This window comes from Streptomyces sp. Y309, from assembly GCF_056712025.1.
Genome location: NZ_CM160048.1, coordinates 8,762,167 through 8,777,639 on the forward strand (window position 1 = coordinate 8,762,167; position 15,473 = coordinate 8,777,639).

A 15,473-nucleotide genomic window follows, 5' to 3' on the forward strand; every position below is an offset into this window, starting at 1 on the left:
AGGGATCACTACCGCCATGGGTCACCTGAAACAGCGCGACCTCAACGCCACCCGCGAGCGTCTGCGGGACCAGGTCGCGCACGCCCTGCGGGCCGCCCTGATCTCCGGCGAGCTGCGGCCCGGCGAGGTCTACTCGGCCCCGGTGCTCGCCGAGGACTTCGGCATCTCCGCCACGCCGGTGCGCGAGGCCATGCTCGACCTGGCCCGCGAGGGCCTGGTCGAGCCCGTCCGCAACAAGGGCTTCCGGGTCACCGAGGTCAACGAGCGCGACCTCGACCAGTACACCGAGATCCGCGCCCTGATCGAGATCCCCATGATCGGGCGGATCACCCGGTCCGCGACGCGGGAGGAACTGGAGGCGCTGCGGCCGGTGGCCGAGGAGATCGTGCGCGCCGCCCGCGACCACGACCTCATCGGCTACCTGGAGGCCGACCGGCGCTTCCACCTCTCCCTGCTCGCGCTCTCCGGCAACGACCGCCTGGTCGAAACAGTCGGCGACCTGCGCAAGCGGTCCCGTCTCTACGGCCTGAACGCCCTGGACGAGCGCGGCGAACTGATCCCGTCGGCGGAGGAGCACGTGGAGCTGCTCGACCTGATGCTGGCGGGCGACGCCAAGGCCGCGGAGAAGTGCATGGCGAAGCATCTGGGGCATGTTCGGTCGCTGTGGGCGAAGAATGGGCCTGCGGCGGGGGCGGGTAAGCGGGGCGCCGCCCGCTGACGGGAGACGGGCCTCCCTGGCGCGGGTCGATGCTCGGGGCAGGCCCGTCCTAAGCGCTCCGTTGAACCTGCCGGCCGGTGGGGGCTGGTCGCGCTCACGCGGCGGAGCCGCATATCGACACAGCCCCGCGCCCCTAACGGGGCGCCTCTGCACGCTCGGGCGCCCCTAACGGGGCGCCTCTGCACGCTCGCATGCAATGTCACACGTCATGCTTTAGTTGTCGACCTTGGAAAGGGGACCATGAACCCCGCGTACGCGACCGTCGATCACGTCTTCGCCGTCCCCCTGGACCACTCCGCACCCGGCGGGCCGACCATCCAGGTCTTCGCCCGTGAGGTCGTCGACCCGGCCCGCGCGGGGGAACGGCTGCCGTGGCTGCTGTATCTGCAGGGCGGACCGGGCGGCAAGTCCCCGCGCCCGTCCGCCGGTTCGCCCGGCTGGCTGGACCAGGCGCTCAAGACCCACCGCGTGCTCCTGCTCGACCAGCGCGGCACCGGCCGCTCCACACCCGTCACCGCCCGGGCCGCCTCCCGCTTCGCCGACTCGGCCCGGCTGGCCGCGTACCTCGGCCACTTCCGTGCCGACGCCATAGTCGCCGACGCCGAGCTGATACGCCGTCAACTCTGCGGCGACGAGGCCTGGGAGACCCTCGGCCAGAGCTACGGGGGATTCATCACCCTCACCTATCTGTCCCGGGCGCCCGAGGGCCTCAAGGCCTGTTACGTCACCGGCGGCCTGCCCGGACTCACCGCCCCCGCCGACGACGTCTACGCCCGCACCTACCCGCGCGTGCGCGACCGCGTGCGCGACCTCTACGCCCGCTACCCGGGCGACGCCACCCGTCTGCGCGAGATCGCGGACCTGCTCGCCGCCACCGAGGTCCGCCTGCCCGACGGGGACCGCCTCACCCTCCGCCGCCTGCGCACGCTCGGCCTCGTCCTCGGCATGGGCGACGGATTCGAGCGGATCCACTGGCTGCTGGACGAAGCCCTGGACGCGGAAGGGGAGTTGACCGACACCTTCCTGCACCAGGTGACGGCGGTGACCGGCTTCACCGACAACCCGCTGTTCGCGGTGATGCAGGAGACGCTCTACGGCCAGGGCGCCGGGCCGACCGGCTGGGCGGCGGCGCGGGCGCTGGAGGACTTCGCGGAGTTCACCGAGGACGCGGACCCGCTCCTGCTCACCGGCGAGATGATCTACCCCTGGATGTTCCGCGACATCGCGGGTCTGCGCCCCTTCGCGGACGCCGCCGACCTGCTGGCCGAACGCGCCGACTGGCCCCCGCTGTACGACCTCGGCCGGCTCGCCGCCAACCAGGTCCCGCTCGCCGCCGCCGTCTACCACGACGACATGTACGTGGACGCCGGGCTGTCCCTGCGCACCGCCCGCCAGGTCGGCGCCGCCCGGGTCTGGGTCACCAACGAATGGGAGCACGACGGCGTCACCGCTTCCGGCGGCCGCGTGCTCGAGCGCCTGACGGCGATGGCCGCAGGCCGCGCATAGGTTTCCTCACACCCGGGAGAGACATGCCCGCACAGCCCCTCCGCCCGCGGCCGTTGGCCGCGGCGTTCGCGCTCGTCACCTGCCTCACCACGACCGCCCCCACCGCGGACGCGGCCACTCCGCCCCGGCCCGCCGCGCCCGCCGCGGACTGCGCGCTGCCCGGCCGCACCGGCTGGACCGACGAAGGCCACGACACCGACCCCCGGCAGTTCCAGCGCGCCACCGGCACCCGCAAGGTCCTCACCCTCTTCGTCGACTTCCCCGACGCGCCCGCCACCGACTCCACGCGGACCTACGCCGACCAACTCGCCCCCGCCGCCCCATGGTTGAAGCAGGCCAGCTACGGCCGCTCCCGGCTCGCCGTCAGCTCGCTGCACCGCTGGATCCGGATGCCCGCCGCCTCCACCTCGTACGGATTCGAGCGAGGACTGACCTTCGAGGCGCACGAGAAGTACGTACGCGACGCCATCACCGCCGCCGACCCACACGCGGACTTCTCCCGCTACGACATGGTCTATGTCGTCCCCGCCAGGACGGCGGCCGCCATCTCCTTCTCGCCGACCTACCTCTACGACCCCGCAACGCCCGGCGTCGTCGCCGACGGCAGGCGCGTCCGGTGGGGGATCACCTTCGGGCAGGACCTGTGGCGCTGGGGACACAAGGTCGCCGCCCACGAGACCGGCCACACCTTCGGCCTGCCCGACCTCTACGCGTTCTCGGGCGACACCCACCGGTACGCCGGCGGCTGGGACGTCATGGGCAACATCGCGGGACGCGCGCCGCAGTACCTCGGCTGGCACTCCTGGAAGCTCCGCTGGATCCGTGACGGCCAGGTGGCCTGCCTGCCCGCGAACGGACGGCGCACCGTCCGGCTGACTCCGGTGGAGCGCCCGGGCGGCACCAAGATCGCCGTCCTGCGCACCGGCGAGACGACGGCGTACGTGGCCGAATCCCGCCGCGCCGAGGGCCACGACCGCACCGCCTGCTCCACCGGCGTCCTCATCTACAAGGTCCACTCCGCCACCGAGACCGGCGAGGGCCCCATCAGAGTCATGAACCCCGAATCGTCCGCCACCCCACCTCCCGGCTGCACCTCACTGGACCTGGCCGCCCACGCCCCCGGCCAGACCTTCACCGACCCCGAAACCGGCGCGAGGATCACCGTCGTCTCGGGCGGCGGGGCGGGCGACACCGTCCGGCTCAGCAAAACGTGAGAGCAATTGCTGACAGCAGCTGATGGCCGTCGGCACCGTCGGCACCGTCGGCACCGTCGGCACCGTCGGCACCGTCGTCTCCCGCGCGACCGGCCTGATCCGGCAGGTCCTCCAGGCGGCGGCACTCGGCACGGGCTTGCTGGCCGGCACGTACAACACGGCCAACACCGTGCCCACCGGCCTGTACACGCTGCTGATCGGCGGCGCGCTCAACGCCGTGCTCGTGCCGCAGCTCGTACGGGCCCGCGCCACGCAGCCCGACGGCGGCCGCGCCTACGAGCAGCGCCTGGTCACCCTGGTGCTGTGCGTCCTCGCGGCGGGCACGGCGCTCGCCGTGTGGGCGGCCCCGCAGATCGTCGGCCTGTACATGCGCGACACACCACAGAGCCACGAGGCCTTCGAACTCACCGTCGTCTTCGCGCGGTTCCTGCTGCCGCAGATCTTCTTCTACGGCATGTTCGGGATGCTCGGCCAAGTCCTCAACGCCCGCGAGAAGTTCGGCGCGATGATGTGGACGCCGGTCCTGAACAACGTCGTCCTGATCGGCATGTTCGGCGCCTACCTGACGCTGATGACCGCGCCGGACCGCGTCGAGGACATCACCGCCTCCCAGGTCCGGCTCCTCGGCCTCGGCACCACCATCGGCATCGCCCTGCAGGCCCTCGCGCTCATCCCGTACGTCCGCGAGGCCGGCTTCCGCTTCCGGCCGCGCTTCGACTGGCGCGGCGCGGGCCTGCGCAAGAGCGCCCGCGCCGCCCGCTGGACCCTGCTGTTCGTGCTCGCCAACCAGGTCGCGCTGACCGTCGTCACGAACTACGCCAACGCCGCAGACCAGCAACTGCCCACCGCCGGCGCCGGATACACGGCGTACTCGTACGCGCAGACCATCTGGCTGCTGCCCCAGTCCATCGTGACCGTCTCCCTGGTCACCGCGCTCCTGCCACGGCTGAGCAAGGCCGCCGCGCAGGGCCGCACCGACGACCTGCGCGGCGAACTGTCCCGCGCGCTGCGCCTGACCGGCGTCGTGATCGTGCCCGCCGGGTTCTTCTTCCTGGCGCTCGGCCCGCAGACGGCGGCGCTGCTGTTCGGCCACGGCACGGCCGACGCGGCGGCCACGCGGCCGCTCGGCCAGATGCTGCAGGCCTTCGGCCTCGGCCTGGTCCCGTTCTCCGCCCAGTACCTGCTGCTGCGCGGCTTCTACGCCTTCGAGGACACCCGTACGCCGTTCTGGATGGCGGCGTGGATCGCCTCCGTGAACGTCGCCCTGGCCACCGCCTGCCACCAACTCCTGCCTGCCCGCTGGGCGGTCGTCGGCATGGCCGCCGCGTACACGGTGTCGTACGCCGTCGGTCTGCTGCTCACCGCGCGACTGCTGCGCCGACGCCTCGACGGCCGCATGGACGGCAAGCGGCTGGCGCGCACCTATGGCAAGCTCACCCTGGCCGCAGCCCCGGCCGGTGCCCTCGCCTGGCTGGTGGCCCGCGCCTGCGCGAACTCGGCGGGCACCACGAACACCGCGACGACAGCCCTCGCGCTCACCGCGGGCGCCGCCGCGCTGGTCGTCGGATACCTGCTGCTCGCGCGGCTGCTGAGGGTGGGTGAGCTGCGGCTGCGCCTGCATGCCTCCCGCTGAATCAACGAATCAATCGGCGGTGGCCGTCAGGAGCGCGCGGCGCCGATGAAGCGGGCGGCGCTGGCCCGCGACGCCGAAGCTGGTGCGGTGCGGTCCCGGTTGACCTGAAGCTTGGTTGAAGTTCTACGTTCTTCTCATGAGCCCGGCGGGACCGCATCGCCGGGCCGGTACGAGGAGACCCCCATGGCCACGCAGCAGACCGCGCCCGCAGACCGCACCGAGCAGGCCGCACGCAACGCGCCCGGCCGCTACCGTCACGCCGTGGTCGCGCACATCATGATCGACGGCGCCGCGCGCGCCATCGACTTCTACGCCCAGGCCTTCGGCGCCGAAGAGGTCTTCCGCGTCGCACACCCCGACGGGCGGGTCCTGCACGGCGAGATCAGCGTCCACGGCTCGCTGGTCATGGTCGGCGACGCGGACGGCCCCTTCGTGTCGCCGGTCCGGGCCGGGGGATCGACGACCGGCCTCCATGTGTACGTGGACGACGTCGACGCCGTCTTCGCGCGGGCCGTCGACGCCGGGGCCGAGTCGCTCCAGCCGCCCGCCGACATGTTCTACGGCGACCGGAGCGCCATGCTGAGGGACCCCTTCGGCCACATCTGGGTGTTCCTCACGCACCAGGAGGACCTCGACCCGCGGGAAGTCGCCCGCCGCGGCACCGAATTGCTGGCCTCGGGCGCCTTCGGGTGAGCCGTGCCGGGGCGCTCGGACGGTGCGGGCGCAGGGTCTCCAGGCCGCCGGCGTCGATCTCCCTTCACGTCTTAATTCAGGACGTCGCGCACGGGTATGTTGCGGGCGGGGAGAGGAGCCACATGGCCGAGCGGAACAGCCGAACCGTGCGTGACCTGCGCCTGGGCAACAGGGCGACGGTGCTGCGCCGGTTGTACTTCCACGGACCGATGAGCCGCCAGGCACTCGGCGGCGCGACCGGACTCAGTTCGGGCTCCGTGAGCAACGTCGTCGCCGAACTCACCGCCGACCACCTCCTGGAGGAGGCCGGCGTCGTCGAGTCCGACGGCGGTCGCCCCCGCACCCTGCTGCGCGTGGCCCCCGGCAGCGGCCACCTCATCGGCGTGGACGTCGGCGAGACCCGCGTCCGCGTCGAGGCCTTCGACCTCTCCCTGGCCGAACTGGCCCGCAGCGACCGCCCGTTGCCCCCGACCGGCCACGACGTCGAGGCGATCGTGGGCCACATCCGCGACGGCATCGCGGAAGTGACCGCGGCCGCCGGGCTCGCGGCGGGCGAGGGGCCCGGCGGATCGCGCGGCGGGGGCGGCTTCGGCGGCGGGGGCCTCATCGGCGTGGGCGTCGGCGTCCCCGGCATCGTCGAGACGACCGCCGCCGGCGGCGCCCTCGTGCACGGCCAGACCATCGGCTGGGACGCCGTCCCCCTGGAGGCACTGCTGCGCGAGGACGTCCAACTCCCGCCGGACACCGCGTACTTCATCGACAACGGCGCCCGCGCGCTCGGCCAGGCCGAGATGTGGTTCGGCGGCGGGCGCGGCGTACGCGACGCCGTCATCGTCCTGTTCGGCTCCGGTGTCGGCGCGTGCGTCGTCACCGACGGTGTCATCCACGGCGGTGCGCGCGGCGGGCCCGGCGAGTGGGGTCACCTGACGGTCCATGTACGCGGACGGCGCTGCCGGTGCGGGGCGCTCGGCTGCCTGGAGGCGTACGCGGGGGCGGAGGCGCTGCTCGACCGCTGGCGCGAGGCTGGTGGTGAACTGCCGTCCGGCGTGGGGGAGGAGAGCGGGGTGGCCGCCCTGCTCGCGGCCGCCTGCCCCAACGGCACCGATGGCGGCATCGGCGCCCCGGATCCCGTGGCGCGGGCTGTGCTCGACGAGACCGCCGAATACGTGGGCGCGGGCATCTCCGGCCTCGTGAACCTCTTCAGCCCCGAACGCGTCCTCGTCGGCGGCTGGGCCGGCCTCGCCCTCGGCCCGCGCCTGCTCCCGGGCGGTCCGCGCCCACGCCGCCGCGTACTCGCTGCGGCATCCCGCCGCCCGCGTCACCGTCGAGCTCGGCGAGCTCGGCCCGGACGCGGTGGCCGTGGGCGCGGCGACGCTGCCGCTCGCGGACTTCCTGGCGCGGGGCGGACGGCGGCGGGTGGAGAGCGGGGAAGTCCCGGGCGGAGGGCCTCTGTTGGGGCCCGCATCCCGCGCGGCGTTCTGACCGGTACGTTCCCCGCTGCCGCTGCCGCTGCCGCTGCCGCTGCGGGTGACCTCGCCCAGCTCGAGCGGGCCGCCCGCGTGCCCCAGGCCATCGGTGAGGAATTGAGGAGGGGGATCAGCCGGTGTCGAGGCCGTCGATCAGGCGGTTGAGGAACCGGGTGAAGGTGGCTTCCGAGGTGAGGGGCCGCCCGGGTGCGGAGAGGGCTTCGGCGAGTTCCGGATGGCGGCCGTCCGCGGCGACGGCGGTGAGGTAGCGGGCTTCGGCCGCGCTCCGGTCGGGGGATCGTGCGGCCGCGGCCTGAGCGATCTCGTGGCTGACGTGTCCGGCCACGAAGGCGGTGAGCTGGGCGACGATCTCCAGCTTCGCCGCACCGTCGAGCCCGGTGGGCCGCAGGGCGGCGAGGGCGTGTTCCAGAAAGGCCAGGGTGCGGGGGCCGGGGGTGCGGCGGGTCGACAGGGCGGCGGGCAGCCAGGGGTGTCGCAGCATGAGATCACGCTGGAGGTGGGCGATGGCCTTCAGGTCGGCCCGCCAGTCGCCGGTGAGCGGGTTCGTGGTCGGCAGTTCGCCACTGACGTGGTCGACCATCAGTTCCAGCAGCGTCTCCTTGTCGGGGGCGTAGCTGTAGAGCGACATGACGCCGGCTCCGACCTTGGCGGCGACCTGCCGCATGGTGACTGCATCGAGGCCCTCCGCGTCCGCGAGGGCGACGGCTGCCGCCGTGATCGCCTCACGGCTGAAGGAGGGCCTGCGGCCCCTGCGTGGCTCGGCGGGACGCAGCCAGAGCTGTTCGGGGTCGACTCCCGTGGCGCCGGGTCCTCCGTCATGAGGCACGGTCTCGCGCTCCTTCCCCTCGTTGTCGTGGCGGCCCTTGCCAAGGTCATCCAAGCATCCTCTATTCTCGTACAACGTACGAGAATGAGGAGAAGAACCATGCCCTCACGCATGCCCGATGCCGTGGCCAGGCCGGCCTGGGTGCCACCCGCCGGAAAGCCGCCCCTGTCCGCACGGATGATGAGGGCGACCTGGCGAGGCCTCCCGGCCAGGCGGCACGACGTGGGGTGGGAACCGGGGCTCGTGGTGCCGGCCGCCGACGGGAGCCCGTTGATCACTGATCACTACTTCCCGCGCGCGGCGGGCGACTTCCCCACCCTCATGGTCCGCTCGCCCTATGGCCGAGGCCTGCCGTGGTCTGCCATGTACGGTCTGCTCTTCGCCGAACAGGGCTTTCACGTCGTCCTGCAGAGCTGCCGCGGTACCGGTGGTTCGGGCGGCGCGTTCGACCTGTGGCGCAACGAGCCCGACGACGGCCGGGCCGCGGTGTCGTGGCTGCGCGAGCAGCCCTGGTTCGACGGAACACTGGGGACCGTCGGCCCCAGTTACCTGGGCTACGTGCAATGGGCCCTCGCTCTGGACCCGCCGCCGGAACTGAAGGCGATGGTGGTCCAGGTGGGCCTGCACGATCCCTACGCCCTGTTCCACGCGGACGGTGCGCTGCGCCTGGAGAACGCCCTCACCGTCGGCATGGGCATGACCTACCAGCACCAGGGCGTGGCATCGTTCCTCAGGGCGACGCTGCGCCTGCAGCGCCGTATGCGCGACGTCACCGCCGCGCAGCCCCTGCGCGGGGCGTACGCGGCCGCCCTCGGGGGCGAAGTGCCCTGGCTGGACGACGTGATGACCCACTCGGACGCCACGGACGCGTACTGGCGCGGCGCGTCGCTGGCGGAGCCGGCGGAGCGGCTCGGCGTGCCCACGAGCCTGATCACCGGATGGCACGACGGGCTGGCCGACCAGACCTTCGAGCAGTACGAGCGGCTGCGTCGGGCCGGATGCGAGACCGCCCTGCTCGTCGGCCCCTGGACCCACACCTCGGCCCTGCAACAGGGCTGGCCCGAGGTGTTCGCCGAGAGCCTCGCGTGGCTGCGCGCCCACCTGCACGCCGACCCCTCCGGCCTGCGCCCCACCGCGGTGCGCGTGCACGTCGGCGGCGAAGACGCCTGGCGGAACCTCGACGACTGGCCGCCCGCCCCCGCCGCCACCTCCTGGTACCCCACCCCGGGCGGGCATCTCACCCGGCACGCCCCCACGGACTCCGCACCACTGACGTCGTTCCGCTACGACCCGGCCGACCCCACACCGTCCCTCGGCGGCCCGCTGCTGTCACGCACCGCCGGCCCGCGCGACAACAGCACCCTGGAAGCCCGAGCCGACGTCCTCACGTTCACCGGCCCCCCGCTGACCGAGCCCGTGGACATCCTGGGCCCGGTCTCCGCACGGCTGAGCATCTCCACCGACACCGGGTACACCGACGTCTTCACCCGCTTGTGCGACGTGGACCCGCAAGGCCGCTCCGTCAACATCTGCGACGGTCTCGGCCGGCTTCGCACGACCGAACCTGTGCCCTCGCAGGTCACCGTGCCGATGAGCGCCACCGCCCATCGCTTCGCCGTCGGCCACCGCATACGCTGGCAGATCAGCGGAGGCGCCCATCCGCGCTACGCCCGCAATCCCGGCACCGGGGAGTCGATTGCGCCGGTGGACGCCACCACGTTCCCGCCGGTGCGCATCACCCTCCACGCGGACTCGGCGTTGACGCTTCCCCACAGCTCCGGGCCCGCGTCGTGCGCCGACCCCGCGGAGAAAGACTGACGAAGCCGTCGGGGCCCGGGAGAAGCGATCGCTTGTGCTGTGCGGTCAGGCGGGACGCGTGCTGACGCGTCCTGTCGTGTGTGACTAGTCCAGAACCGACGTTCGACAAGCAGCCGCATCCCGAGAGAGACCCGACCGCCCCGACTGCCCCGACCGACGACCCGACCGACCGCGAGGACGCCATACGCACCAAAAGCACCGAAGACGCAAAGAAGGTGAGAGAAACCGCAAAGGAGGCGAAAGACGCCAAGGGCGCCAAGGGTGCCAAGAACGGCAAAGACGCCGAAGTCGAACGCCTCCCCGCCAAGGAGACCTGGACCGTCCTGTACCGCCACTTCCGCCCGCACCGCGGAGTCGTGGCCCTCGGCGCGCTGTTCACCCTGATCGGCGCCGCCGCCGGTCTGGCCCAGCCGGTCGCCATCGAGCAGTTGGTGACGCGGCTCTCGGACGACGAGTCGATCGCCTCGATCCTCATCCTCCTGAGCGGACTCCTGGTGATCGGCACCGCGGTCGACTCCCTCGGCAGCTACATCCTGGAACGCACCGCGCAGTCCGTCGTCCTCGACTCACGGCGGTCCCTCATCGGCCGCCTGCTGCGGCTGAAGGTCGCCGAGGTCGAGCGCGTACAGCCCGGCGACCTGATGTCCCGCGTCACCTCGGACACCACGCTGCTCCAGGCGGTCACCACCCAGGCCGTGGTGTCGGGCTTCTCCGGCGCCCTCACCGTCGTCGCGACCATCGTGATGATGGCCCTGATGGACGCGGTGCTGCTCGGCGTCACGCTGGGCGTGATCGTCCTCATCGGCGCCGCAACCGCCCTGGTCATGCCGAAGATCTCCAAGGCCACACAGCGGGCCCAGGAAGCCGTCGGCATGATCTCGGCCGCCCTGGAGCGCGCCTTCGGCGCCTTCCGTACCTTGAAGGCCTCCGGTGCGGAGCAGCGCGAGGCGGCCAAGGTCGAGGAGGCGGCGCGGGAGGCGTGGCGGCACGGGGTGAAGTCGGCCAAGTGGCAGGCGGTGGCGTGGAGTTCGATGGGATTCTCCATCCAGGTCTCGTTCCTCGGGGTGCTCGGCGTCGGCGGCTCGCGCGTAGCCTCCGGCGCGATCTCGGTCGCGACACTGGTGGCGTTCCTGATGCTGCTCTTCTACCTGATCGACCCGGTGAGCCGCCTCATCGAGGCCGTCACCCAGTACCAGGTGGGCTCCGCCGCCGTGGCCCGCATCGTGCAGGCGGAGCGGATGGAGACCGAGGAGACCGAGGAAGGCGCCGCGCCCTCGCCGTCGGACGTCCCGGCCGCCGAACGCGCGCCTGCCTCCGTCCTCTTCGAGGACGTCACCTTCCGCTACCGCCCGGAACTCCCGTACGTCCACCACGGCGTGAGCTTCGCCGTCCCCGGCCCCGGCATGACCGCCTTCGTCGGCCCGTCCGGCGCGGGCAAGACGACCGTCTTCGGGCTCGTCGAGCGGTTCTACGAGGCGACGGGCGGCCGCGTCCTCGTCGACGGCAAGGACGTACGGGAATGGCCGCTCGCCGAACTGCGCGCCACCATCGGGTACGTCGAGCAGGACGCCCCCGTCCTCGCGGGCACCCTGCGCGAGAACCTCCTGTTCGCCGCGCCGGACGCCACCGAGGCCGACATCCACGACGTCCTCGTACGCGGCCGTCTCGACGCCCTCGTCGAGAAACTGCCCGACGGCCTGGACACCGTGGTCGGCCACCGCGGCTCCAAGCTCTCCGGCGGCGAACGCCAGCGCGTGGCCATCGCCCGGGCCCTGCTGCGCAAGCCCCGGCTGCTGCTCCTGGACGAGGCGACCTCGCAACTGGACGCCGTCAACGAACTCGCCCTGCGCGACGTAGTCGCCGAGGTGTCGCGGGACGTGACGGTCCTCGTCGTCGCGCACCGCCTGTCGACGGTCACACTGGCGGACCGGATCGTCGTCATGGACGCGGGCCGGGTGCGCGCGGTGGGCACGCACGACGAACTGGTCCGGGCGGACCCGCTGTACGGGGAGCTCGCGGCGACGCAATTCCTGGCGACGTCGTCCTGAACGACAGGGGCTTGACCGGGACAGAGGGCGGCCGCACGCGCGGCCGCCCTCGGCGCTCCGCGCCGGGGAAAGTGCCGGGGAAAAGTGGCAGGCCCCGGCGCCGGACCGTCGCCTATCGTGACCCCATGACCGACTTGACCTTGGACCGCTACGCCGCCGAAATCATCGCGCAGACCGAGCAGTTGACCGCATCGCTCAAGGGCGCGGACCTCGCCGCCCCGGTGCCGACCTGCCCCGGCTGGAGCCTCGGCGACCTGCTGCGGCACTTGGGCGGCGCGCACCGCTGGGCCGAGGAGATCGTCCGGAGCCGGGCGACGGGCCCGGTGCCGGACGACCAGGTGAACGACGTGTCCGGCGACGACCGGACGGACACCGGCGCCCTCACCGCCTGGCTGGACGAGGGCGCGGCGCTGGTCGCGGACGCCCTGCGGGAGGCGGGACCGCACGCGCCGGTGTGGACGGTGGCGCCGGACGGCACCCCGGTGTTCTGGGCGCGCCGCATGACGGTGGAGTCGGTGGTGCACCGCGCGGACGCGGTCGCGGCCGTCGACGGGACGTACACCCTGGACCAGGACGTCGCCCTGGACGCCCTGGCCGAGTGGCTGGGCTTCATCGAACTGCCGCAGGTCTACGAGTCCGCGGAGGCGATGCGCGGCCTGCTCGGCCCCGGCCGGACGCTCCACTTCCACGCGACGGACGCGGGCCCCGGCGCGGCGGGCGACTGGCTGATCGACCTCACCGGCGAGGCGCCCGCCGTACGGCGTACGGATGCGACGGGACGTACGCACGGAGAGGCAGCCGTGACCCTGCGCGGGACCGCGGCGGCGCTGCTGCTGCTCATGTACCGGCGGGACTCCGTCCTGGCGGACGCGGTGGAGATCGACGGGGAGCGGGGGCTGTTCGAGGAGTGGCGTGAGGGGGCCAGCGCCTGGCTCCGGAGGTGACGGCTCAGGGGTTGACAGGGGTGCCTCGGGCGAGGCGGGCCGAGGCCTCGCCCGAGGACGTGCCCTGACGGCGACGGCTGGTCAACGGCGCAGCGGGCCCTCGCAGTGGAACTTGGAGGTGCCGCCACGGCCGTCCGACCAGATGTCCACTTCACCGAACGAGCAGTTCATGTCGGTGAGGTTGTTGTCACCGCCCTTGGCCCGGTCGAGGATGAAGTAGTCGACCGTCTCGGACATTTCCTTGAAGACGAGGTCTCCGTTGCCCGCGTCGGTGAGCCGAGCCGTGACGCTTCCGGTGCAGGCGAAGCGCGGCCGGTCCTGTGAACCGCCGGGCGCGCACTGCGGTGTGATGGCGGTCGTCGCCTTGAAGGAGTCGCGGACCCGGTCGGCCGAGGTGGCGTGCAGCTTGTCCACCGGGACGTACTTGGTGTCCGGCACGAACAGGTCGTCGACGTTCCTGATCTGCTCGTCGAGGAACGCGTCGTACTCCCGCTGCAGGTTCGCGTCCCGGCCGAGCCGGTCGCGCCAGGCGTCGAAGGCCGCGGGGTTGTCGGCGCGCAGCAGCCGGTACATCTCCTTGAGCAGGGAGGGGTGCTTGGCCCACAGGTACTCGAAGAACGTGCCCGCGTAGTTGTAGAAGCGGAAGCCGTCGCCGTCGTACGTGGCGTGCAGGATCTGGTGGACGCTCATGCGCGGGCCGCCGTTCGCGGTGTCGGCGATGATGCCCTTGACCAGGGACTTGCGGACCTTGACGCCGTCGTCGCGGGTGGCGCCGTCGAAGAACTCCGCGGTGCCCTCGTCCATCGCCGTGGTCCGGTCGCCCTGGTACCACGGGCCCTCGCCGAAGAAGCCGGGCACCGCCCAGCGGCCGTTGAGGTAGTGCGTGTACTCGTGCCGGAACAGCTCTTCGAGGGTGAGGGAGGAATCCTGGGGGACGCGCCGCTGGTAGGTGTAGAACGTGGCGCCCTTCTCGATGTACATGCCGCCGTTGTCGGTGCTCAGGCCGGTCAGGAGCGGCTGGAAGTTCTCGTACTCGGCCCGGGAGGCGTAAAGGACCACGCGCAGGTTGGAGTTGGGGTCGCCGGTCAGCGGGGCCTGGGAGCCGATCACCCGGTGGAATTGGGCCTTGACCTGACTGCTCGCGTAGTAGAGCTGGTCGACGGTGGCGCGGTCGAGCGCCGAGCGCACCACGATCCCGTCCGTGCCCTGCTTGCCGTAGCTGTACGTGCGGGGAAACAGCCGCTTCTCGATGTCCTCCCGGCAGACCTTGTACGGGGCGCAGGCGTCGAACTCGACCAGCCAGGTGGCCACCTTCGCCCACGGCGCGCTGAGGTCGCCGAAGTTGCGGGCGGTGACGTCGAGCAGCGGGCCGAGGCCGGAGACGATCTCGGCGCGGATCGCGTCGACCTGGCCCATGCGGCCGTACTCGAGAAGGGTGTCGCGCACCACCCAGGCGTTGTCTGTGCCCTTGAGGTGGGTGTGGCCCGCGAAAGCCTTGAAGGCGGCGCGGTAGGAGGGGTCGGCCGCCACGGCGGCGTGGAAAGCGGTGTCCTTGTTGCCGGGGTAGATGCCCAGGTAGTTGAGGGAGAGGCCGGCGAGCGCGGCCCCGGCCCAGGAGCGGTCCTTGTGGGTGTCCGGGCGGTCCGCGTCCATGGTCCTCAACACCCGGTTGATGAGCGGCAGTTGGTGCTGACGCAGGCCCGGCGCGCTGGCCGCGTACAGGGCCTCGCGGAGCGTCTCGGCATTGGTGCGGGTCGCGTCGAAGGTGCGGGCGGCCGAGCCGAAGGCGTCGACGGCCGCGCGCATGGCGGCGACGGTCGGCGGGTCGGTGACGTCGATCTCGTCACGGGAGAAGTCGTGGTACGCGACGGCGTGCAGGTACGTGAACATCTCCAGGAGGTGGCTGCCGTTCTTGCCGTCGTGGCCCGCGGCGAGCGAGCCGATGCGGCGGGAGACGGCCTGAACGTGCGCGTCGGACATCACCGGGGCAAGGCGCTGGTCCCAGGTCCAGATCAGCGAGCGCAGGCAGCCGTCGGCGGTGACCGCGGGGTCGGCGAGGAAGTCCGCGAAGGCCTCCGGTGACAGCCGGGTGACGTCGTCGAGGCTGCACCCGGCGGCCGCTGACCGGTGCTTGGGCTTGGGCGTGCGCGGGCCGGGGATACGGCCGTCGGTCAGGCCGCCCGGGGCGGGGATCTGCCCGGCCGCGGGCTTGGGCGCCTTGGCCAGGCGGTCGGCGTGGTCGTACGGGTCGGGCTTCGCGGCGCCGGGGCCGAGTGCGGCGGCCGGGCGTATCGCGTCCGGGGACTGGGCGGAGGAGTCCGCCTGTCCGAGCGGGGCGGCGGTCGCGCACAGCGTCACCGCTGTCGCGACGGTGAGCAGGGATCTGCGCACGGTTCTCGACGTTCTCGGCGTGCGCGACGTTCTCGACGTACGCGAAGTTCTCGAAGGAAACACAGAGGGCTCCCGGTGTGGGGGTGGAGGGAAAAAGTGGGCAGGGCTGTCGCGCTCGTGGCCCAACTGCCCTGCCCCTGGCGGTGCTTGGCATGCTCGCGCCGCCATGTGATGTGTAACGTAGTAATGTGAAAT

Annotated in this window: 10 protein-coding genes and 1 pseudogene; 9 read left to right on the plus strand and 2 right to left on the minus strand. The window is 72.3% G+C overall.

Annotated elements, in window-relative coordinates; translation table 11 throughout:
- Window positions 1-16 precede the first annotated feature (16 nt).
- The 6 genes and pseudogenes from AC0KTA_RS36915 (at window position 17) to AC0KTA_RS36940 (ending at window position 7,246) form a co-directional block, all read left to right on the plus strand.
- Entirely contained in the window at window positions 17-718 is a 702-nt protein-coding gene (locus tag AC0KTA_RS36915) for a GntR family transcriptional regulator (protein ID WP_481052548.1), read from the plus strand.
- A 240-nt stretch (window positions 719-958) separates the two neighbouring features.
- The gene (locus AC0KTA_RS36920; RefSeq protein WP_481052549.1) at window positions 959-2,224 is read left to right on the plus strand and encodes an alpha/beta fold hydrolase; all 1,266 of its coding nucleotides are present in this window, start codon (window positions 959-961) and stop codon (window positions 2,222-2,224) included.
- Between the two features lie 23 nt (window positions 2,225-2,247).
- On the plus strand, window positions 2,248-3,438 hold the full coding sequence (locus AC0KTA_RS36925; RefSeq protein WP_481052550.1) for a M6 family metalloprotease domain-containing protein: 1,191 nt from the start codon (window positions 2,248-2,250) through the stop codon (window positions 3,436-3,438).
- A gap of 22 nt (window positions 3,439-3,460) precedes the next feature.
- A complete protein-coding gene (gene murJ, locus AC0KTA_RS36930) occupies window positions 3,461-5,071 on the plus strand; it encodes a murein biosynthesis integral membrane protein MurJ (protein ID WP_481052551.1) in 1,611 nt (536 codons plus the stop codon).
- Window positions 5,072-5,254: 183 nt separating this feature from the next.
- A complete protein-coding gene (locus tag AC0KTA_RS36935) occupies window positions 5,255-5,764 on the plus strand; it encodes a VOC family protein (RefSeq protein WP_481052552.1) in 510 nt (169 codons plus the stop codon).
- Window positions 5,765-5,886: 122 nt separating this feature from the next.
- Window positions 5,887-7,246: pseudogene (locus tag AC0KTA_RS36940) on the plus strand (ROK family transcriptional regulator).
- 114 nt (window positions 7,247-7,360) lie between these two features.
- Here AC0KTA_RS36940 and AC0KTA_RS36945 read toward each other — a convergent pair.
- Window positions 7,361-8,077, minus strand: a complete 717-nt coding sequence (locus tag AC0KTA_RS36945) for a TetR/AcrR family transcriptional regulator C-terminal domain-containing protein (protein WP_481056692.1) — start codon at window positions 8,075-8,077, stop codon at window positions 7,361-7,363.
- Window positions 8,078-8,254: 177 nt separating this feature from the next.
- Between AC0KTA_RS36945 and AC0KTA_RS36950 the strand changes: the two genes are divergently transcribed.
- The 3 genes from AC0KTA_RS36950 to AC0KTA_RS36960 all read left to right on the plus strand — a co-directional run bounded on the left by AC0KTA_RS36950 (window position 8,255) and on the right by AC0KTA_RS36960 (window position 12,887).
- A complete protein-coding gene (locus AC0KTA_RS36950) occupies window positions 8,255-9,895 on the plus strand; it encodes a CocE/NonD family hydrolase (RefSeq protein WP_481056693.1) in 1,641 nt (546 codons plus the stop codon).
- Between the two features lie 323 nt (window positions 9,896-10,218).
- Window positions 10,219-11,943 carry an ABC transporter ATP-binding protein gene (locus AC0KTA_RS36955; RefSeq protein WP_481056694.1) on the plus strand — a complete coding sequence of 575 codons (1,725 nt, stop codon included), beginning with the start codon at window positions 10,219-10,221 and terminating at the stop codon, window positions 11,941-11,943.
- Window positions 11,944-12,068: 125 nt separating this feature from the next.
- Window positions 12,069-12,887, plus strand: a complete 819-nt coding sequence (locus AC0KTA_RS36960) for a maleylpyruvate isomerase family mycothiol-dependent enzyme (protein ID WP_481052553.1) — start codon at window positions 12,069-12,071, stop codon at window positions 12,885-12,887.
- Window positions 12,888-12,968: 81 nt separating this feature from the next.
- Here AC0KTA_RS36960 and AC0KTA_RS36965 read toward each other — a convergent pair whose 3' ends face one another.
- Entirely contained in the window at window positions 12,969-15,278 is a 2,310-nt protein-coding gene (locus tag AC0KTA_RS36965; protein WP_481052554.1) for a collagenase, read from the minus strand.
- Window positions 15,279-15,473 lie beyond the last annotated feature (195 nt).